This window comes from Pseudoalteromonas sp. SG43-3 (assembly GCF_014164385.1).
GTDB lineage: Bacteria > Pseudomonadota > Gammaproteobacteria > Enterobacterales > Alteromonadaceae > Pseudoalteromonas > Pseudoalteromonas distincta.
Genome location: NZ_JACJFC010000012.1, coordinates 1 through 22410, shown reverse-complemented (window position 1 = coordinate 22410; position 22410 = coordinate 1). Strand labels below are relative to the sequence as shown.

The 22410-nt window shown below is 41.4% G+C and carries 16 protein-coding genes; 6 read left to right on the top strand and 10 right to left on the bottom strand.

Translation table 11 applies throughout. The features are described 5' to 3' along the window. Positions 1–162: 162 nt before the first annotated feature. Entirely contained in the window at positions 163–2907 is a 2745-nt protein-coding gene (gene acnA, locus H5157_RS12395) for an aconitate hydratase AcnA (RefSeq protein ID WP_182724784.1), read from the top strand. A 403-nt stretch (positions 2908–3310) separates the two neighbouring features. Then, complete coding sequence (locus H5157_RS12390) at positions 3311–3565, top strand: hypothetical protein (protein ID WP_182724783.1); 255 nt, start codon at positions 3311–3313, stop codon at positions 3563–3565. On the opposite strand, the gene H5157_RS12385 is transcribed toward H5157_RS12390, so the two are convergent. The 4 genes from H5157_RS12385 to H5157_RS12370 form a co-directional block, all read right to left on the bottom strand. Continuing rightward, positions 3566–4114 (bottom strand): DUF4124 domain-containing protein, encoded by a 549-nt coding sequence (locus H5157_RS12385; protein ID WP_182724782.1) that lies wholly within the window; start codon positions 4112–4114, stop codon positions 3566–3568. It abuts the gene before it with no gap. A 145-nt stretch (positions 4115–4259) separates the two neighbouring features. After that, positions 4260–5000, bottom strand: coding sequence for a phosphoadenylyl-sulfate reductase (locus H5157_RS12380; RefSeq protein ID WP_002961106.1), 741 nt, complete (start codon positions 4998–5000; stop codon positions 4260–4262). Between the two features lie 43 nt (positions 5001–5043). After that, the gene (gene cysI, locus H5157_RS12375; protein WP_182696275.1) at positions 5044–6741 is read right to left on the bottom strand and encodes an assimilatory sulfite reductase (NADPH) hemoprotein subunit; all 1698 of its coding nucleotides are present in this window, start codon (positions 6739–6741) and stop codon (positions 5044–5046) included. Positions 6742–6802: 61 nt separating this feature from the next. After that, positions 6803–8617 (bottom strand): assimilatory sulfite reductase (NADPH) flavoprotein subunit, encoded by a 1815-nt coding sequence (locus H5157_RS12370; RefSeq protein ID WP_182724781.1) that lies wholly within the window; start codon positions 8615–8617, stop codon positions 6803–6805. 303 nt (positions 8618–8920) lie between these two features. Here H5157_RS12370 and H5157_RS12365 point away from each other — a divergent pair, with 303 nt between their 5' ends. Then, positions 8921–10546 (top strand): endonuclease, encoded by a 1626-nt coding sequence (locus H5157_RS12365; protein WP_182724780.1) that lies wholly within the window; start codon positions 8921–8923, stop codon positions 10544–10546. 421 nt (positions 10547–10967) lie between these two features. Then, positions 10968–12467, top strand: a complete 1500-nt coding sequence (locus H5157_RS12360) for a DUF3360 family protein (protein ID WP_182724779.1) — start codon at positions 10968–10970, stop codon at positions 12465–12467. A 93-nt stretch (positions 12468–12560) separates the two neighbouring features. Here the strand turns inward: H5157_RS12360 and leuD are convergent, their stop codons facing one another. From leuD to fabR, 5 genes are all read right to left on the bottom strand, one after another. Continuing rightward, positions 12561–13160 carry a 3-isopropylmalate dehydratase small subunit gene (leuD, locus tag H5157_RS12355; protein ID WP_002961095.1) on the bottom strand — a complete coding sequence of 200 codons (600 nt, stop codon included), beginning with the start codon at positions 13158–13160 and terminating at the stop codon, positions 12561–12563. Next, complete coding sequence (gene leuC / locus H5157_RS12350) at positions 13160–14560, bottom strand: 3-isopropylmalate dehydratase large subunit (RefSeq protein WP_182682468.1); 1401 nt, start codon at positions 14558–14560, stop codon at positions 13160–13162. Before leuC ends, leuD begins: the two co-directional genes overlap by 1 nt. Before the next feature lie 60 nt (positions 14561–14620). After that, positions 14621–15697, bottom strand: a complete 1077-nt coding sequence (gene leuB / locus H5157_RS12345; RefSeq protein ID WP_182724778.1) for a 3-isopropylmalate dehydrogenase — start codon at positions 15695–15697, stop codon at positions 14621–14623. Continuing rightward, a complete protein-coding gene (leuA, locus tag H5157_RS12340; protein ID WP_008171909.1) occupies positions 15694–17247 on the bottom strand; it encodes a 2-isopropylmalate synthase in 1554 nt (517 codons plus the stop codon). Before leuA ends, leuB begins: the two co-directional genes overlap by 4 nt. A 405-nt stretch (positions 17248–17652) precedes the next feature. Further along, a complete protein-coding gene (gene fabR / locus H5157_RS12335; RefSeq protein WP_002961087.1) occupies positions 17653–18276 on the bottom strand; it encodes an HTH-type transcriptional repressor FabR in 624 nt (207 codons plus the stop codon). 126 nt (positions 18277–18402) lie between these two features. Here fabR and H5157_RS12330 point away from each other — a divergent pair, with 126 nt between their 5' ends. Next, positions 18403–19536 (top strand): fatty acid desaturase, encoded by a 1134-nt coding sequence (locus H5157_RS12330; RefSeq protein WP_182724777.1) that lies wholly within the window; start codon positions 18403–18405, stop codon positions 19534–19536. A 13-nt stretch (positions 19537–19549) separates the two neighbouring features. Then, the gene (sthA, locus tag H5157_RS12325; protein WP_007378904.1) at positions 19550–20980 is read left to right on the top strand and encodes a Si-specific NAD(P)(+) transhydrogenase; all 1431 of its coding nucleotides are present in this window, start codon (positions 19550–19552) and stop codon (positions 20978–20980) included. 95 nt (positions 20981–21075) lie between these two features. On the opposite strand, the gene hemE is transcribed toward sthA, so the two are convergent. Next, positions 21076–22140, bottom strand: a complete 1065-nt coding sequence (gene hemE, locus H5157_RS12320; protein ID WP_154903731.1) for a uroporphyrinogen decarboxylase — start codon at positions 22138–22140, stop codon at positions 21076–21078. Between the last annotated feature and the right edge of the window lie 270 nt (positions 22141–22410).

Genomic DNA, 22410 nt, shown 5'->3' with positions numbered 1-22410 from the left:
AATCATCTCTTGAAATTAAATTTTTCAGCATCATCTCTACTATAATAATTGTATAAAATTCGTTCTCTAAAGACGGCTTTTTACATTGGTATGCACTTTGCAACTCAAGTACTACAGAGGTCACTCTTCAAAATATTTTTATAATTCATAAAGGGGCAAATAATGAATAATAGTTTCGATACCCAACATCAGCTCACAATAAACGGTGAGCAATATCATATTCATTCTCTAAAAGGACTTGGCGACAAAGCGAAACGATTGCCCTTCTCCTTAAAAGTATTACTTGAAAACCTTCTTCGTAACGAAGACGGCGCAAATATTAAAGAACAAGACATTCAAGCCCTCCTTAATTGGGATCCTCAAGCAAAACCTGCATCTGAAGTTGCCTTTACTCCAGCTCGCGTAGTTATGCAAGATTTCACCGGTGTACCCGCTATTGTTGATTTAGCCGCGATGCGTGATGCAATGGAAAAACTAGGTGGCGATCCTGCAAAAATAAACCCGTTATCGCCAGCTGAACTTGTTATTGACCATTCGGTACAAGTAGATGGTTATGGTAATGATGGTGCATTTGATTTAAATGCCAAGCTTGAATATGACCGAAATAAAGAACGTTACGAATTTTTACGCTGGGGACAAACCGCTTTTGATAATTTAAAAGTAGTGCCACCTGCAACCGGTATTGTTCACCAAGTGAATTTAGAGTATTTAGCCCGTGTTGTTTTTGATGAAGAGCGCGATGGCAAAAAATTCGCTTACCCAGACACTCTCGTCGGTACCGACTCTCATACAACCATGATTAATGGCTTAGGTGTACTTGGTTGGGGCGTAGGCGGTATTGAAGCCGAAGCGGCTATGCTTGGTCAGCCAATTAGTTTATTGATTCCACAAGTAGTTGGTATGAAGCTTAGCGGCAGATTACCTGAAGGCACAACCGCAACCGATTTAGTATTAACGGTAACCGAAATACTGCGTAACCATGGTGTAGTGGGTAAATTTGTAGAGTTTTATGGTGACGGCCTTGCCGACCTACCACTTGCCGATAGAGCAACCATAGCGAATATGGCACCAGAATACGGCGCTACGTGTGGTATTTTCCCGATTGATGATGAAACCATCAACTATCTTCGCTTAACAAACCGCGACGAAAAACACCTAAAGGTAATTGAAGATTATGCTAAACACCAAGGTTTATGGCGTAACGATGGCGACGAAGCAAGCTACACCGATACACTCGAACTTAAATTAGACGATGTTGTACCAAGCCTTGCAGGCCCTAAACGTCCACAAGACAGAATTGCCCTAAATAAAGCGGGTGAAGTAATTGGCGAGCATTTAAAAGGCTTTCAAGATGAGCGTATGGCTCGTCGCGATAAAAGCGATGAAGAGCAAGCTCGTATTGAAAGTGAAGGCCCAACAACAAATCCAGATGAGCCAGTAGACGAAGCACAGTTTATGGGCGCCGCTAAAGTTAAATTTAAAGGCCAAGAGTTTGAGCTAAACGATGGCGCTTGTGTTATTGCCGCAATTACCAGCTGTACCAATACCTCTAATCCAAGTGTTATTTTAGCCGCAGGCTTAGTCGCTAAAAAAGCGAAGCAATTAGGCATTAATGTAAAACCTTGGGTTAAAACATCCCTTGCACCAGGCTCTAAAGTAGTTACCGACTACCTAGAAAAAGCAGGCTTGATGGATGACCTAGAAAGCCTAGGCTTTAACTTAGTTGGCTACGGTTGTACTACGTGTATTGGTAACTCAGGGCCACTAGCAACTGAAATATCAGATGCGATTCAAAAGCATAAATTAGTGGTTAGCTCTATTTTATCGGGTAACCGTAACTTTGAAGGGCGTATTCACCAAGATGTTAAAATGAACTTTTTAGCATCTCCTCCGCTTGTTGTTGCTTATGCCATTGCAGGCAGAACCGACATTGACGTATATAACGAACCCCTTGCACAAGATGCTAATGGTAACGATATTTACCTTAAAAACATCTGGCCAAGCGTTAAAGAAGTGAGCGACCTAGTTAAAGAAACAGTTACTAAAGAAATGTTTGAAAAAAGCTACGCTAACGTTTACAAAGGCGATAGCCGCTGGCAGCAAATTCAAATACCTGATGGCAAACTTTATGATTGGGATGACGCATCTACCTACATTAAAAAAGCACCATTTTTTGATGGTATGAAAGTTGAACCACCGGGTATTCCAACGATTGAGGGCGCACGTTGTTTAGCTAAGCTTGGGGATTCAGTAACCACTGACCATATTTCTCCAGCAGGTGCTATTAAAGCAGAAGCGCCAGCAGGTTTGTACTTGCAAGAGAAAGGTGTAGAAAAGTCGCAATTTAACTCGTATGGCTCACGCCGTGGTAATCACGAAGTAATGATGCGCGGCACGTTTGCTAATGTGCGTCTTAAAAACTTACTTGCCCCGGGAACTGAGGGCGGTGTAACACGTACACAACCAGGAAACGATTTAGCAAGCATTTACGATGCAGCTATGGAGTACCAAAAAAACAATACGCCTCTCATTATTTTAGCGGGTAAAGAATACGGTACGGGTTCATCTCGTGACTGGGCGGCCAAAGGCTCACTCTTATTAGGTGTTAAAGCCGTTGTAGCACAAAGCTACGAACGAATTCATCGTTCTAACTTAATCGGTATGGGTGTATTACCGCTGCAATTTAAAGAAGGTGAAAGCTACGAGTCACATGGGTTAACAGGGCAAGAACAATTTGATATTGATGGCCTGTACGATAAAACCGATGAAGTAACCGTTATTGCTACAAATGCCGAAGGTAAAAAAGTCACCTTAAGTGCAGATGTACGTATTGATACCCCTAAAGAGTGGGATTACTACAAACACGGCGGTATTTTACAATACGTACTGCGTAATATGCTCGACTAACAAAGACAGTAGTTAATACATTTAAAAGCCCAGTTTAGTAATAAGCTGGGCTTTTTTATGTGTGCTGTTTGTTGTCTTAAATCAATGCTAAGCATTTAAAGCTTGCCTACACTAGGGCCTGTTGACCTTTCAGGATTAAAATTTGTTCAACCTAGGGGCTATTTAATCGCGGCGTGAGGTTTGTAACCTAGTGGGCTAAGTAAAAACCGAGCAACAAAGAGTAAATAGCCCCTAGGCAGAACCCTTCGGGCAGCGCATGTTTGGCATTTATTCCACGTTATCGCCTATTCATGGGGAATAACCACACTACATAGGCTCTGCCTTGCCTAAATACCAAACACACTGCTGCAAATTTAACCTCGAAAGATAAACAGGCCCTAGGGCTACTCTTAGTGAGGTAACTATGTCGCAAACAATGATAATTAGGCTACTTAAAACATCAATAGTGCTTGGGTTGTGCCTTATTGTTACTGGCCACACTTTAATTGTGTCGAGTTATTTCACTGTTAATCATGGTATTAAAGGAATAATTTTAGCCGCGGCATGTATTGCTGTAGGCGTGCTGCTGTCGCTTCCCACTAAAATATATTTAACAGTATTATTGATGGAAGCCGAAAAACGTTATTTAAAAAACCATAAAAGCACTCACTCTAAATAATTAAAGTGCACTTAAATTATTAATTTCTTTATTACGTTTTTCTAGTTTGTCTTTTACATTTTCGGCGTCATTAAATAGCTTTTTAACCGAATCTGGGTTCACAATACTGATCCCCTCTGGTGCAGCCGACATTGTGTTTGGAGTTGAAGAGGTATTTAAAATAGACGTGTCTTCTGCAGCAATAACAGTAATATCTTTAGGATCGAGTTTTACTTCAATACTTTTTGCATGTGGGTTAGGTGTATCAGAAAAGTGCCATTGGCCTGTTTCGTCTTGCCACTTAAAAATTTTACCACTTGAGGTAGCATTTGCAGCAATTGGTTCATCAGAAATACTGCTCGCAATTTTATCGCCAGCTTGCTTAACACCCAGCACTGCTTGGTCCAAAGTATTGCTAGATAGCGCGACCATTCTTTCTTTAATTTGCCCAGATTCACTGCTAATTGATGATGCAGAAAGCCATGTTTGACCATCGGGCTTTTTTAAATAAAACAAAGAGATGACTGCAATAGCCATGATTGATATAGCTAAGTAGGTAAAGTATTTCATAGCGTTCCTGCTTTAGTTAATCCTTTAATGTCTTGAGTCTAATAAAAAATACTTAATTAGGCAATTTTTTGTACCCGAATAAAAGAAAATAAAAACGCAGCCGAAGCTGCGTTTTTATTTGCGATTTAACTACATCGTAGTGACGTTAAATGCCGTCACCATCCATGTGTAGTCCACATTCTCGGTTTAAACCAAAAAAGCGAGTTTCTTCCTCTGTCATTCCTGGTTCTAACTTACGTGTTGTATGTACGTCCCCCATCGACACATAACCTTGTTCCCATAATGGGTGGTAAGGTAAATCATGCTTAGTCAGGTACTGATACACGTCGCGGTTAGACCATTCAATAATCGGGTACACTTTAACGGTACCACGGCTTATTTCTACAAACTGTTTATCAGCACGTGTAGATGATTGATCGCGACGCAAACCACTAAACCACGTGCCCGCTTCTATCTCTTTAAGTGCGCGGGTCATCGGCTCAACTTTATTAAGCTGGTTATATTGCTTAATGCCGTCCTCGCCTTGCTCCCACAACTTACCAAACTTAGCTTCTTGCCATGCAGGGCTTAGCTGCGCTCTATACACCTTTAAGTTAAGTGATAAACGCTCACTCATTTGTTCAATAAACTGATACGTTTCAGGAAATAAATAGCCTGTATCGGTTAATACAACGGGAATATCTGGACGTTGTGAGGTCATTAAATGCAGCATTACTGCCGCTTGAATACCAAAGCTAGATGATAAAAAAGCCGTATTAGGCAAGTTATCAAGCGCCCATGCAACACGCTGTTCTGCGCTCATATTCGCTAGCAAACCATTAGCATCAGCTAACATAGCCGCTTGGCTTTGTTTATCTAGCTGTAAAATGTTTTTAAATTCACTCATGGTAAATTCCAAACCTCACCAGCGCTTTGGCGCTGGTATTTAATTAAGCGTGAAAATCGGTTACTGATACTTTTACTTCAGCAACTATGCCTTTGCGTATAACAAAGTCACCAAAACACTCACCTTCGTTACGCTCTTTTGCCCATTGCCCAATGAGCTTATCGAATGCTTCTAGGTAAACGTCTTCGCCTACGTTCTCAAGGTACAATTTAGGAATACGTGTACCTTCTAAATTACCACCTAGGTAAACGTTGTACTTACCTGGGCCTTTACCCACTAAACCAGCTTCTGCAAGCATTGCGCGGCCACAACCGTTAGGGCAACCTACAACGCGCATAATAATGCTGTCATCTGGTATACCGTGCTTGGCAAGTAATGCTTCAGTTTTTTCTACTAGGCTTGGTAAGTAACGCTCTGCTTCGGCCATTGCAAGTGGGCACGTTGGCAGTGAAACACACGCCATAGAATTTTTACGCTGCTGCGAATCTTTGTCGTCAATCAGGCCATGACTACGAGCAATTTCTTCAATCACGGCTTTTTGATCTGCAGGTACGCCAGCAATAATTAAGTTTTGGTTTGCCGTCATACGCATGTCACCTTGGTGAACTTCTGCAATTTTACGACAACCTGTTTTAAGCGGTTTGCCTGGGTAGTCTAAAATACGACCACTTTGAATGAATAGCGTTAAGTGGTGCTTACCATCAATGCCTTCAACCCAACCAATGCGATCGCCTCGGTGAGTAAACTCAAACGGACGACTTGGTGCAAACGTAACGCCTGAGCGTTTTTCTACTTCTGCTTTAAATACATCAACACCTACACGGTCTAGTGTGTATTTAGTTTTTGCATTTTTACGGTTTGAACGATTACCCCAATCGCGCTGCACAGATACAACATGCTCTGCAATTTTTAAGGTATCTTCTAGCGTAATAAAGCCAAAGTCATCAGCCTTACGCGGATAAGTTGCTGTATCGCCGTGCGTCATGGCAAGGCCACCGCCCACTAATACGTTAAAACCAACAAGCTTGCCGTTATCAGCAATTGCCACAAAGTTTAAGTCATTCGCATGCACATCAACTTCGTTGTTAGGTGGAATAGTTACCGTTGTTTTAAATTTACGCGGTAAGTAATTAGACCCTAAAATTGGCTCTTCTGTGGTTTCTGCTTTTTCGCCATTTAACCAAATTTCGGCATACGCTTTCGTTTTTGGTAATAAATGCTCAGAAATTTTTGCAGCCCAGTCGTAAGCTTCTTGATGTAACTCAGACTCAACTGGGTTAGTAGTACAAAGCACATTACGGTTAACGTCACCCGCTGTAGCAATAGAGTCTATACCTACGCTGTTAAGCATTTGGTGCATGCCTTTAATATTAGGCTTTAGCACACCATGAAACTGAAACGTTTGACGCGTTGTTAAACGAATACTGCCGTAGCTTGTTTTTTCATCAGCAAACTTATCGATTGCTAGCCACTGCTCTGGCTTAATAATACCGCCAGGCATACGTGCACGTAACATTACATTATGTAGCGGCTCTAGCTTTTGCTTAGCACGCTCACCACGTATATCGCGGTCATCTTGTTGGTACATGCCATGAAAACGAATTAGCTGAAAGTTGTCGGCAGTAAAACCACCGGTAATCTCGTCTTTTAAATCTTTTTCTATGGTGCCACGTAAAAAGTTACTTTCTCTTTTCAAACGTTCGTTATCAGAAAGTTTTACGTTTTTATCTTGTTCGCTCATTTTAAATCCTAAATTTGTTACAGTGACGGCTGTTAGCTGTTAAATAAAATAAGAAACGTGATTAATACACGTCTTTCTGATAGCGGTTTGCGCTACGCAAATCTTTTAAGTATTGCTCTGCGTCTTCGTTACTCTTACCTGTGTTTTCTTTAACGATATCAACCAAGGCGTTGTGTACATCTTTTGCCATGCGATTTGCATCGCCACAAATATAAAAGTGAGCGCCGGCTTCTAACCACTCAAACACGTCTTTACTGTTACTGCGTAATTTGTCTTGTACGTATACTTTTTCTGCTTGGTCACGGCTAAATGCAACATCTACTTTGTTAAGTAAACCCGATTTTAAATAACCCTGTATTTCTACTTGGTATAAAAAGTCTTGAGTGAAATGTGGGTTACCAAAGAACAACCAGTTTTTGCCTTGTGCTTCACGCGAATCACGCTCTTGTAAAAATGCACGGAACGGCGCGATACCCGTACCTGGGCCTACCATAATCACAGGTGTATCATCGTTAGTTGGTAGGCGGAAATTGTCGTTGTGTTCGCTAAATACTTTAACTTTACAACCTTCTTCTGCACGACGAGTTAAGTAACCAGTACAACCACCTAAATGCTCGCTATCAAAGGCATCAAACTGCACTAGACCTAGTGTTAAATGTACTTCGTCTTCAACCTCAGCTTGGCTAGATGCAATTGAGTACAAACGAGCTTGTAGTTTACGTAGGCAATCTACTAATGTTTGCGCATCAATTTTTGCTGGGTTTTGGCGAATTACATCAAATATTTGGCGAGGTTCAATATACGCACGCATTGCCGCTTTATCTTCCACAAGCTTTAATAATTCAGGCGTACCTGTTGATGTTGCGTATTTTTCTACAAAACCTGGGTATGACTGAGTCAGCTCTAGTTTTTCAATAAGTGCATCGCGTACGCTTAGCTCTTCATCACCTACTTTTACAATGCTTGTTGCATCTATTTGAGTAAGTGTAAGTACTTCATCAACTAATACATCGTCATTTAAAAAGTACACACCTAATGAATCACCTGGCGTGTAAGTAATGTCAGAACCTTCAAGCGAAATTTCAACGTGGCGTACATCTTTAGTCGAGTCGCGACCGGTAATTTTTTGAACAGTTAATAGCTCTGCTTCAAATGGATTTTGTTTTGTATATTGGCTTGCTGCAGAGGTTGGAGCGCCAAATGGCATTGATACAACTTGACCACCAGCGGCCTCTTGTTGCGCTTTTAAATCAGGTTCGAATGCGTCAATTGCGCCCGCAATCCATGTTGCAGCTTCATCTTCATAATCTACATCTAAATCAGCACGTTGATATATGGTCTGTGCACCTAGTTTATTTAAACGCTCTTCAAAGTCTTTTGCTGTTTGGCAGAAAAACTCATAGCTAGAATCACCTAAACCAATAACGGCTATTTTTACATCGTCTAGTTTTGGTGCTTTTTTAGTTGCTAAAAATTCATAGAGTGTTTCTGCGTCTTCTGGTGGCTCACCTTCACCGTAAGTAGATACAACGATGGTTAAAAACTTTTCTTTTTTCAGGGCTGTTGGTTTGTAATCTGACATGCTAACCAATTTAACCGCTAAGCCGCGCGACTCAGCCTGCTCTTTCATTTTGCTTGCTACGCCTTTTGCGTTACCCGTTTGCGAACCATATAAAATAGTTAGCGCTGCAGCATCTCCTGCAGCCGGTACGCCAGCAGTAGGAGCACCTAATGCAGCTGAGTTAGCATTTGCGGCTAAGTAACCACTTACCCATGCTTGTTGAATTGGATTAAGCTCAGCCACTAAACCTTGCAGCTTTTGTACTTGATCTTGCGATAGCGGGCTTGCCGCAGCATTTAGTTGACCTAACAACATGAATCGATTCCCCATAACCCTGAAAATTAAACACAACACACTTTGTGTATTGTTAAAAATGAGTTTTACCTCATCCAGAGTGTATCTGTTGAGGTTTTCTAAGTATGCAGGATAACGGGCTAAGCATAGATAAAAAAAGAATAGAATCTGCTTTGATATTCCATTTAGTTATTAATTTATAAAAATACCTTCAAAAACAGATTAAAGACTTATTATTGCTTTTTACTGCACTTTAAATTAACAATTTTGTAACCTAACTAATGTAGGGTATATTCTTCATTCAAAATAAAAATAGGAACAACTATGTTACACGGGAAATATAAAAATAAACTACTTAGTACCGCTTTGTTACTTGGCTCATTACCTGTAATGGCCAATGTAGCTAATGGCGGATTTGAACAATGGTCAGGTAATACACCTAGCTCTTGGAGCACTATTGATAGCGGAATCAGCTTAACGCGCTCAACTAGTACAGTTAAAAGCGGTAGTAGCTCTGCTGCTGTCAATGTAACTACAGGATCGCAAAGTAACACTGATTTACTACAACAAGTTGCTGTAGAAGCGGGTAAAACCTATAACTTTTCGGCTGATGTTTACCACACCGAAGGTAAAATTAAAGCTCGCTTGTATGTAGATGGTTATCAAAGCTATTCAAATCAAGCACAAACTAACCAATGGCAAACAGTTAGCCATAGCTATACAGCAAGCAGTGATAAAACAATTAGCGTAGGGCTTAGGTTTTATGATGTAAGTGGATTTGATGGCAGCGAAACCGTATACGTAGATAACTTTTTACCAAATACTGATGGCAACGCATCAACAAGTTGCACCGACAATAGCCTTACTTTAACGCTTAACACCGATAATTACGGTAGCGAAACTAGCTGGGCCGTTAATAATAATCAAGGTAGCGCTGTTGCTAACGGCAGTGGTTACGCATCAAACACTCAGTATGATGAGCAAATATGCCTAACTGATGGTACTTACACACTTGTTATTAGCGACAGTTACGGCGATGGTATGTGTTGTTCAACAGGTAGTGGCAGTTATGCGCTTAAGCAAGGCTCTACCACACTTGCTAGCGGTGCAAGTTTTAATAATACAGACAGCACAGCATTTACTTTAGGCGGTGGCTCTGGTGATGGCGGCGGGACTAATCCAACACCCACAGGCTACTATGTTACTGCTCAAGGGTTATCAGGTTATACACTAAAAACTGAGCTTTATAATATTATTAAAGATCATAATGCACAGGGTTACTCGGCTATTTGGAATTTTTACGACTCATCTGCACGTGATAAATACTTTGAAAACGATAACAGCATTTTAGATATGTATAGCGAAAAACCAAACGGTTCAGATAGCTACAATTATACTGCTGTGAGCGATCAATGTGGTAACTATAGTGGAGAAGGCGGCTGTTACAACCGTGAGCATTCATTCCCTAAAAGCTGGTTTGGCGGCACTATTGAGCCAATGAACTCAGATGTGCATCATATTTACGCAACCGACGGTTATGTAAACTCAAAACGTAGTAATTTCCCATTTGGTGAAGTAGCAAGCGCTTCATTTACATCAACCAACGGAAGTAAATTAGGTTCTGCCGCAAGTTCATTAAATTACTCTGGTACTGTGTTTGAGCCAATTGACGAATTTAAAGGTGACTTTGCTCGCGCTTATTTTTACATGGCAACGCGCTACGAAAATGTAATAGGCACTTGGCAAACCAAAACGACCTCAAGTAATGCTGTGCTTAATGGTTCAAGCAACCAAGTATTCGAGAACTGGGTTGTAGCCATGCTGCTTAACTGGCATAACAGCGATCCTGTAAGCCAAATGGAACTTGACCGTAACCAAGCAGCCTTTGAATTTCAAGGTAATCGTAACCCGTATATCGACCATCCTGAATTTGTAGAAATGATTTGGTAAAAGTTAGCAGTTAAAACATAAGCCTTTGCAATTGCAGAGGCTTTTAACCTTTAGTGTGTAATATTTTTGAAGGGATTACCTCACCACTTAACGTATTTTCAATAAAAACACTCTTTTAACAACCACTAAGACTAAAGGATAATAACCTGCCATTAACACTATTCCCCGCTATAAAAAGTGATCAAACTCCTTAAAATAAAAAATAAGACATTGATTTGTAATAACTTTAAATCATTTCGTGTAGTTTTATAATTTTTAACATAAAGCTGATTGTCAGATTAACTGTATTAAAAACAACCATGCACGACCTTTTGCCTATACATCCCAGCCTAAGAGCTGATTTACCCTGCATGTTCAATATTCATTTGCTTTAACAAAAGCCGTATTTATTTGATTAAGCAACAATGTTGCAGGAGAACGCATGCAAACTACACCACCCGGTGATGCACCATCAAACACGCACAAGGATGCTCAAAGCTACGAGCAGCTTCACAAGCCGAGTTCAGAGTTTAATACTCGCGACGAGTATCTCGAACATGAATTACAAATTATGCAGCCTAAGCGCTGGCGTCCTAATTTACCATTTAGAGATTACCGATTTGAATTTGAAGACACCATTCCTGCAATGGCGGGAACTATTGGTAAAGTCGTTATGGTGGGTGCTATTGCGGCAACATTTGCAGCACCTCTTGGTTTAAGTGATGCGTTTGTTTTAGAAAATGTACGTTATGAATTACTCATTGTTTCTATTTTTATCATTTTATTTTCAGGCTTTATTTTACCCACGGCCAACTTAGCCGGTACTCACGGCCCGCTTATTCCGTTAATTCCTATTGTAGTTGCTGCTGGCGGTCACCCTATGGCGTTTGGCTTACTCATTGGTGCCTTTGGTTTTATTTTGGCCATAACCAAGGGAGGAAGTATGCTCGCGCGCCTAACCAGTAAAGGTGTATGTGGCGGGCTACTCATTTATTTAGGTTTTATTGGTACTATTTCGCAGGTTAAAAAGCTGTTTGCCTGGGCTGAGGCCATTGATATGGCGCATATTGCGTTTATTGTTATTTTAGCCACCATTTTATTGTATGCACTGTTAGAGCACTTTAAAAAGCGTTGGTTAGCCGTGCCGTTAAGCTGCCTTATTGGTGGTGTGGTTGCCTTTGCTCTAGGTGCACCGTTTGAGTTTCATACTGCTCCGGGTTTACCAAATATGAACCCCGCTTACTGGTGGGGTGAAAACACGGGCTGGATGCTTGGCCTGCCAACGCTTGAAAGCTTTGTGGTTGTACTCCCATTTGCAGTGCTCGCCGTTGCTATGTGGTCACCTGATTTTTTAGGTCATCAAGTATTTCAAAAAATAAGCTATCCGCAACGTACTGAAAAAGTACAAATGAATATCGACGACACCATGCTGAGCGCATCGGTTAGACAAACATTTGGCTCACTTGCTGGTGGTGCTAACTTTACCTCATCGTGGGGAACCTACATTGTACCTGCTGCTATTGCTAAACGCCCTATTCCGGCTGGCGCCATTTTAACAGCCGTATTTTGTATTATTGCTGGTTTATGGGGTTACCCAATGGATTTAGCCATTTGGCAACCTGTGCTTTGTGTAGCGCTTATTGTAGGTGTGTTTATTCCGCTACTTGAAGCTGGCATGGAAATGACGCGCGAAGGCAAAACAACGCAATCAGCCGCTATTGTGGTATTTGCCTCAACCTTAGTTAATCCGGCTTTTGGTTGGTCGCTTACTATGCTACTTGATAACCTAGGGCTTATTGGCTGTAAAGAACGTAGCGCAGAGCTAACTAAAATGAGCCGCTGGGTGATTCCACTTATTATGTTTTTGCTACTTACTACTGTAATGGCAATTGTAGGCATGTTACCTGGTATACCTGCGTTAATGGCTGACTTTAGACATTAAGCCTTAGGTACTGAACCTAATATTTACCCACAAAAAAGCACGGCAATTGCCGTGCTTTTCAATACGTGATTTTACTATATACAAGTTAAACAATTACTGCCAAGGGCGCTCAGCTGCTAGTTGTTTTTCAAACGCATCAATCTGTGGGTTTAGTGTTTCGGTTACACCAATAAAATCTAAGCCACTTAATAGACGCTCTTTTACGTCTTTACGAATATCAAAACTAATTGGTGCAAACTTACTGCTTGTTAGTGTTTGATTTTCAAGGTCGATTTCAATGTTAATATCGTCGTGCTGCTCGCTAAGTACAAACAATTGCTCAAGCGTGTCGGCAGGTAACGCAATGGCTAACATTTGGTTGTTACCACAGTTATTAAAGAAAATATCTGCAAAGCTTTCAGCTAAAATAACTTCAAAACCATATTGCTTAAGCGCCCATGGCGCGTGCTCACGAGATGAGCCACAACCAAAGTTATCGCGCGTTAATAAAATTTGCGCACCTTGGTAACACGGGCGGTTTAAAATAAAGTCAGGGTTTGGCTCACCGTTATCTAGGTAGCGCCAATCGTAAAACAAAGCAGCATCAAAACCTTCGCGGCTAGTTGATGTTAAAAACTGCTTAGGAATGATTTGGTCAGTATCTACATTGTTTTTATCAAGTGGAGCCATTAAGCCACTAAAAAATACGCTCATTATGCTTCTCCTCTAATATCAACAAAGTGGCCATGTATTGCAGCGGCTGCCGCCATTGCAGGGCTAACTAAATGTGTACGTCCGCCACGACCTTGACGACCTTCAAAATTACGGTTAGAAGTAGATGCACAGCGCTTGCCTGCTTCTAGGCGGTCATCGTTCATTGCTAAGCACATTGAGCAACCCGGTTCGCGCCATTCAAAGCCAGCGGCTTTAAAAATATCGGCTAAGCCTTCGTCTTCAGCTTGTTTTTTAACTAAGCCAGAGCCCGGTACAATTAACGCCTCTATGCCGGCTACAACTTGCTTGCCTTCAACAATTTTTGCAGCTGCGCGTAAGTCTTCAATACGGCTATTAGTACATGAGCCAATAAATACCGTGTCTACTTTTGCGCTTGATAATTTATCGCCCGCTTTTAAGCCCATGTATTTAAGTGCGCTGCGAATGGCATCGGCTTTAATTAAATCTGGCTCTTTATCTGGATCGGGTATGCACTCATCAACACCAATTACTTGCTCTGGGCTTGTGCCCCAGGTAATTTGTGGCTGAATGTCGTCAGCATTTAGCTCAACAACTAAATCAAAGTGTGCGCCTTCGTCTGTTTTTAAGGTTTCCCAATATTCAACGGCTGCATCAAAATCTGCGCCTTTAGGTGCAAACGGACGACCTTTTAAATAATCATAAGTAATTTGGTCAGATGCAATTAAACCCGCTTTTGCACCCATTTCTATGCTCATATTACATAGCGTCATACGGGCTTCCATTGAAAGCGCTTCAATGCCTGCACCACAAAACTCTGCTACATAGCCTGTGCCACCAGCAGTACCTAACTTGCCAATTACCGCCATAATTAAATCTTTAGCCGTAACTGTTGGACGCAATACACCGTTAATTTGAATTTTTAACGATTTCGCCTTTTTTTGCTGTAGCGTTTGCGTTGCTAATACGTGCTCAACCTCAGACGTACCAATACCATGCGCTAATGCGCCAAACGCACCATGCGTAGAAGTATGGCTATCGCCACATACAATGGTTGTGCCTGGCAAAGTAATACCTTGCTCTGGGCCCATTACGTGCACAATGCCTTGGTTAATTGAGTTTAAATCGTAAAGTACAATACCAAACTCTTTACAGTTTTTATCAAGCGCCATTAATTGATTTTTAGATACTTCGCTTGCGGCATCAAGTGATCGGCTCTTAGTCGATACGTTATGATCCATCGTTGCAAAGGTTTTTTCTGGGCAACGTACAGTACGGTTTTTTTCACGTAGACCTGCAAAAGCCTGCGGAGAAGTAACTTCATGCACTAAATGGCGGTCAATATAAAGTAAGTCGGTTTGCTCATTTATGCTGGCAACGGTATGTGCTTGCCAAATTTTGTCGTATAACGTTTGGGCCACTTGCTAATTCCCTAATCTGTTTGAGTTGCAGCATAACGGTGCTGCAACTTTAATATGTTATTAAATGCGTGAAACGATAGCGGCTGCCACATCGCTTGTGCTGTAACCGGCATTTGGATATATATCTGGCGTGCCTACACCTGCTTCAACGGCTTCTGCTACGGCTTTTTCAATGGTGCGCGCAGCTTCGTCTTGCCCTAGCGAGTAACGTAACATTAATGCGGCACTTAAAATTTGTGCTATTGGGTTTGCAACGCCTTTACCTGCAATATCTGGTGCTGAACCGCCTGCTGGCTCATACAACCCAAAACCCGATTGATTCAAGCTTGCCGAAGGTAATAAGCCCATTGAGCCTGTGATCATCGCGCACTCATCTGACAAAATATCGCCAAATAAGTTATCGCAAAGTAGTACGTCAAATTGGCTAGGCTGTTTAACTAACTGCATAGCGGCGTTATCTACGTAAATGTAATCTAGGCTTACTTCTGGGTAGTCTTTGCTTACTTCGGTGACTACTTCGCGCCATAATACGCTTGATGCAAGTACGTTTGCTTTATCAACAGAGGTAACATGGTTACTACGTAATTTTGCAGCTTCAAAAGCAAAACGAGCAATACGTTCAATTTCTTTACGCGAGTATGTTTGCGTATCAAAAGCAGCTTCTTCAGCGCCTTCGCCGCTACGGCCTTTTTCGCCAAAATAAATGCCGCCGGTTAGCTCGCGCACACATAAAATATCAAAACCTTTTTCGCTAATATCAGCGCGAAGTGGTGACGCTGCACTTAATGCAGGTAATAACTGTGCAGGGCGCAGGTTACAAAACAAACCAAAGTGCTTACGAAGCGGCAATAACGATGCGCGCTCAGGCTGCTCGTTTGGTGGTAGGTTTTCCCATCTAGGACCGCCTACCGAACCAAATAAAATAGCGTCAGCGTTTTCACACGCTGCAAGTGTGCTCTCTGGTAATGCTTTACCAAATTCGTCAATGGCTGCGCCACCAATTGCATAATGCTCACGGTTCAGGGTAAAACCAAACTTATTGCTCACAGCATCAAGTACTTGTTCTGCTGCTGCCATCACTTCTGGACCAATACCGTCGCCAGCTAATACGGCAACGCTGTAGTTTGTTTTACTCATCCTGCTTTCCTTTGTTGTTTTAAATCAGACACTTTTTGTGCACGATAAATTAAGTTATAAACACGGATCATGGCGCGCACCGACGCTTCAACCACATCCGCTGCAATGCCCGCACCGTGGTAAGGTCGGCCATCGTATTTAGCTATAATATTTACTTGGCCTAATGAGCTTGCACCTTGACCTGTCGCTTCTAAATTATATTCAATCATTTCAACGCTCATACCGGTTAAGCGCTCAATAGCTGCAAACGAAGCTTCAACTGGGCCATTACCTGTCGCGGCTTCTTGTTTAGCTTCGCCATCAATTCGCATTCCAATGGTAGAGCTTGCTACCGATTGTGAGTTAGAGGCTGAGTTAACAAATTCTAATTGGTATTTTTCGTCTTTGTCGTTAATTTGATTAAAGTAAATCATCGCCTCAAGGTCGTAATCGTATACTGTGCCTTTTTGGTCAGCCAATTCGATAAAGCTTTTATATAAGCCATCCATATCGTAATCAGATTTTTGATAGCCTAACTCTTCTAAGCGATGCTCAATAACATGACGGCCCGAACGCGAAGTCATATTTAATTGGTTGCTTGGCACACCAACGCTTTCTGGCGACATAATCTCATAAGTATTTTGCGCTTTTAATACACCGTCTTGGTGAATGCCAGAACTATGCGCAAAGGCGTTTTCGCCAACAATCGCTTTATTTGGTTGTACTGGCATATTACAAATTTTAGCCACTTGACGAGATGCACGGTAAATTTCTTCACTTTTAATATCGGTATATACTTTTAAGTGGTCGTGGCGCATTTTCATGATCATTGCCACTTCTTCAAGCGAGCAGTTACCAGCCCGCTCACCAATGCCATTAATAGTACACTCAATTTGGCGTGCACCGGCTTGCACTGCAGCCACCGAGTTTGCTACTGCTAAACCTAAATCGTTGTGGCAATGCACACTTAAACGCGCTTTATCAATATTTGGCACGTTATTCATTAAATGACGGATCATTGCGGCGTACTCATCTGGCGTTACAAAACCAACGGTATCTGGCAAGTTAATAGTAGAGGCACCGGCGTTAATTGCCTGCTCAACAATTTTACATAAATCCCAATGCGGCGTACGACCGGCATCTTCACACGAAAATTCAACATCATCAGTATAGTTACGTGCTAATTTAATTGATTTAACCGCCATGGCCGTTGCATCGTCTAGGCTCATACGTAATTTATGTTCAAGGTGCAAAGGGCTTGTAGCAATAAAAGTATGAATACGGCTTTGCTGAGCTGTGCGAAGTGCTTCGCCACAGGCTTCAATGTCTTTGGCAACAGAGCGTGCTAAACCACAAATAATGGGGCCTTTTACCTCGGTTGCAATACGTTGCACCGAGCGAAAATCAGCAGGGCTCGAAACCGGAAAACCCACTTCCATCACATCCACATTCAAGCGGCTAATTGTATGCGCTAATTGAATTTTATCATCTTCAGTAAGGCTTGCTTTAAGTGCCTGCTCACCATCACGTAAGGTGGTATCAAAAATCCATACTTTATCTTGCTCTTGCATAACTGCCCCTCATTCCTATGTTACCCAAATTTCAATTAATCCCAGCCGCGAGATAAAAAAAACCCCGCAATTGCGGGGTTTTTAGTGTTCAACTCGATGCAAACACACTAATCCCCGCTCACTGACCATAGCAGTAAGAGGTTAAGTTTTAGTGTAATTAAACGAATAATATGCATCTTGTTTTCTTGTGTGTGTGTTCAGTGAAGCCTATTTTTAACATTACAAAGCGACGGAAGCAAGCATAAAAATTCCACAAAACAGATTTAAAAACGATTCAATTGGGTTTTTTAATTCAACCAAGGCACCTATTAAGAATTAAAATAACAAATACATGACTAGTGACGCTTAAATTAATAAGCACTGCAATATACCGTGCTTATATTAACTTTTTACAATTTTTTTAAGCTATGCTTCTTTACTCGTTTCTCTTACGTAATGTCCGGCTCCACGAGTAATATAACGCAGCTGCCAAATAACGCGCTCAATCAATTCGTCGCGTTGCAATCCTTCTATATCGAGCGCTTCTGCACCCGCATTAAATACGAGCGTTACCATAGATTCCGCCTGAATATAGGCATGCATAGCGTTGCACTTAGTTTCGCTTTCTAGATAGTGAGCCAACTCTAAAATAAAATGCTTTACCTCGCGGGCTACAGCGGCTCTAAATGCTTTAGAAGTCCCAGATCGCTCTCGCAGCAACAACCTAAATTGGTTACTTGAGTTATCAATAAACTCCATAAAAGTAACCACTGAGGTATTTATAACACTGCCGCCATCGTTTGCTATTCGTCTGCGAGCTTGACGCATTAGTTGGCGAAGGGTTAAACCGGCTTCGTCTACCATGGTTAAACCTAGCTCATCCATGTCTTTAAAATGACGATAAAAAGACGTTGGGGCAATACCGGCTTCTCGTGCTACTTCGCGTAAACTTAAATTCGAAAAACTATGATCAGCACTCAGCTGATTAAATGCCGCTTGAATTAACGCCTGTCGTGTTTTTTGTTTCTGTTGCGCTCTAACACCCGACATCAACAGCTCCCTGAATTATTTTATATGAATATTTAGTGATATTAGCTCAATTGTACAGTCTAATACTTGACGACAAGAGTTTGAAATACTATTTTAGCTTACAGTTGTACGCTGAGATTGAGAATTATGAATAAACCACCGATTATTTGGACAAACGTCCTATTTTTTAGCCTAACCTTTTTGGCGGCTGCCACACTTGTACCTTGGTACGCCATTAGCTACGGATTTACCAGCGCGCATTGGATTGCTTTTGTAGCCTGCATGTTTTATGCGGGCTTATCAATTACTGCCGGCTACCATCGATTATGGGCACATAAAACCTATAACGCACACCCTGCAGTTGAATTTATTTTTGCGCTTGGCGGTGCTTTTGCGCTGCAAAACAGTGCATTGCATTGGAGTAGCGATCACCGTATACATCACGGTCAAGTTGACGACCCAATAAAAGACCCTTACGCGGCGACCAATGGTTTTTGGTATAGCCATATCGGATGGATGTTACGTGACTACCAAGGCGATAGCTACGGTGATTATAGTAATTGTCGTGATTTACAGCGCAATAAAATAGTTATGTGGCAACACAAACATTACTTAAAGCTTGTGATTGCTATGAACGTAGGCTTGCCTCTAGCACTTGGTTTATTGGTTGGTGATGTGTGGGGGATGTTAATTCTTGCTGGTTTACTACGCTTAGTAATGAGTCAACACTTTACCTTTTTTATAAACTCAGTTGCACATATTTGGGGCTCTCGCCCATACACCGAAAAAAATACGGCACGTGATAACGGCTTTTTAGCGTTATTTACATACGGTGAGGGGTACCATAACTTCCACCATATTTTTGCAAGCGACTACCGTAACGGTATTAAATGGTTTCATTACGACCCAACAAAATGGATGATCCGCTCTTTAGCAGCTGTAGGTTTAGCCAATAAATTAAAGCGTACTCCTGTTGAACGTATCGAAAAAGCGAAGGCCGAAACGCTCATGAGCAAAACGCAAACGCGCCTTGCAAAATTGCCTTTAGCACAAGATAAGATTACATTATTACAACAAGAGTACGATTTACTGCTGAAAAAACTGCAAAATTATTGTTCACTACAAAAACAAGTGTTAGAAGTTAAAAAAAATAACATGGCAAAGCAGTGTGAACGCTCAGCATTAATGGCACAATACCATGAGTTGGAAGCCGCCTGGGAAAATCAAAAACAGGCATGGCTAGCACTTAATGCGAGGTTATTAAAAGCCTCTTTTAATTAATTTAGGAGTGGCTGTGGCCAAACAACCAGAACAAAAAAAAGTACCCGTGACATACCAATATGATGCAATAATTATTGGCACGGGTCCTGGCGGTGAAGGTACCGCCATGAACCTTTCAAAAAACGATAAAAAAGTAGCTGTTATTGAACGCCAAGAATCAGTTGGTGGCGGTTGTGTACATTGGGGAACAATTCCTTCAAAAGCGCTTCGCCACTCTGTTAGCCGCTATATTGAATACAAAGCAAATCCGTTATTTAATGTTGGTGAGCGCCCTAGCCGCTTAACATTTCCTGATATTTTACGTCACGCAAGTTCTGTTATTTCTAAGCAATCTAATTTACGTAGTAGCTTTTACGATCGTAACCGCATTCATATGTTTCAAGGTGATGCGAGCTTTGTAGATAAGCACACAATTGAAGTAAAACGAAATGATGGTTCAACTGAGCGACTGACTGCTAAAACGATTGTTATTGCAACGGGTTCACGCCCTTATCGCCCACCAGAGGTAGATTTTACGCATTCTCGTATTTACGAAAGTGACACAATACTTGGCCTTGAGCATGACCCTCATCGTGTACTGATTTATGGTGCAGGTGTAATTGGTTGTGAGTACGCGTCAATATTTAAAGGTTTAGGCGCTAAAGTTGATTTGGTTAATACACGCGATCGACTACTTGCTTTTATGGATGCAGAAATATCTGACGCACTTAGCTATCACTTTTGGAATAGCGGTATTGTTATTCGCCATAACGAAGAGTTTGACCGAATTGAGACGCGTGACGACTGCGTTATAATGCATCTAAAATCAGGTAAACGCGTAAAAGCTGACTGTATTTTATTTGCTAATGGTCGTACTGGTAACACTGATACACTAAATCTTGAAGCCATTGGCTTAAAAGCCGATAGCCGTGGCCAATTAAAAGTTAACGAAACATACCAAACAGAAATTGATAACGTTTACGCTGTAGGTGATGTAATAGGCTACCCAAGCCTTGCAAGTGCTGCGTTTGACCAAGGTCGTATAGCTGCTGATGCAATTGCATGTGGTAACTGCGATGACAGGCTGATTGTTGATATTCCGGCTGGTATTTATACCATCCCAGAAATGAGCTCAGTAGGTAAAACCGAGCAAGAGCTTACAGCCGCTAAAGTACCGTATGAAGTAGGCCGTGCTCAGTTTAAGCATTTGGCTCGCGCGCAAATTGCTGGTACTGAAGTAGGTAGTTTAAAAATATTATTCCACACCGAAACCAAAGAAGTACTTGGCGTACATTGTTTTGGCGAACGTGCCTCTGAAATTGTTCACATTGGCCAAGCTATTATGGAACAAAAAAATGGTGGCAATAATATCGACTACTTTGTAAATACCACATTTAACTACCCAACCATGGCTGAAGCCTACCGTGTTGCGGCATTAAATGGCTTAAATCGCTTATTTAAATAAGTAGTTTTAAAAGCCTTTATAAATAGGTAACAAAAAACCCGCAACTTAGCGGGTTTTTTACTTTTAAACAGTTTTAAAGCTTGTTTAAGTGACTATTACTTATGGTACTTAGCACTTAGCTCATGTACTGCATTAATGAATACGCCAGCATTTTCAGGGTCTACATCTGGTGTAATACCGTGGCCTAAGTTAAACACGTGGCCATTGCCTGTACCAAAGTCTTCTAAAATAGTGCCTACTTCTTGGCGAATACGCTCTGGTGTACCGTGTAACATAGATGGGTCCATATTACCTTGTAGAGCTACTTTATCACCCACACGGCGCTTAGCGTCGCTAATATTAATAGTCCAATCAAGACCGATTGCATCACAGCCTGTTGCTGCAATAGCTTCAATCCATTGACCACCATTTTTAGTGAACAAAGTAACCGGTACTTTACGACCGTCGTACTCACGAATTAAGCCATCTACAATTTTATGCATGTATTGTAATGAAAATTCGTTGTAATCGCGCGGGCTTAATACACCGCCCCATGAGTCAAATACCATTAGCGATTGCGCGCCAGCTTTAATTTGAGCATTTAAGTAATCAATAACTGAATCAGCTAACTTATCGAGTAATAAATGAAGTGTTTGCGGCTCTGCAAACGCCATTTTTTTGATTTTACCAAATACTTTGCTGCTACCGCCTTCAACCATATAAGTTGCTAGCGTCCAAGGTGAACCAGAAAAACCAATAAGCGGTACTTCGCCTTTAAGCTCACGACGAATAGTGCTTACTGCGTTCATTACGTAGCCAAGCTCGTCTGTAGGGTCTAACTTTGGAATTTTTTTAACATCAGAAAGAGATGAAATAGGACGTTCGAACTTAGGGCCTTCGCCAGTTTCAAAGTAAAGACCTAAACCCATCGCATCTGGAATCGTTAAAATATCACTAAATAATATAGCGGCATCTAACGGGTAGCGACGTAGTGGCTGCAGTGTTACTTCACATGCAAGCTCAGCATTACGGCACAGGCTCATAAAATCGCCCGCTTGTGCACGTGTAGCGCGATACTCTGGTAAATAGCGTCCTGCTTGGCGCATCATCCATACCGGAGTTACATCAACAGGTTGTTTTGCAAGTGCACGTAAATAACGGTCGTTTTTTAATTCGCTCATGGCGTAAATGATCCTAAGACTTGTATAAATTGTGCAAGATTGTACCACCATATTCTCCGACCCTCTATTGCTTAGGGACGAAAACAGCTTTACCTAGAGGTAGATCAATAGAATAGAGTTTTTTAATCCATTTTGACTATAAAATAAACAAAAATAAATAACATTTAAAACTTTTTATTAATATGTTTGCAACATTACAAAAACCTTGTTATTGTTTGTCCCGCGTTAACAAAAACAATAATAAAAATCTTAAAACAATAAAAATAAATG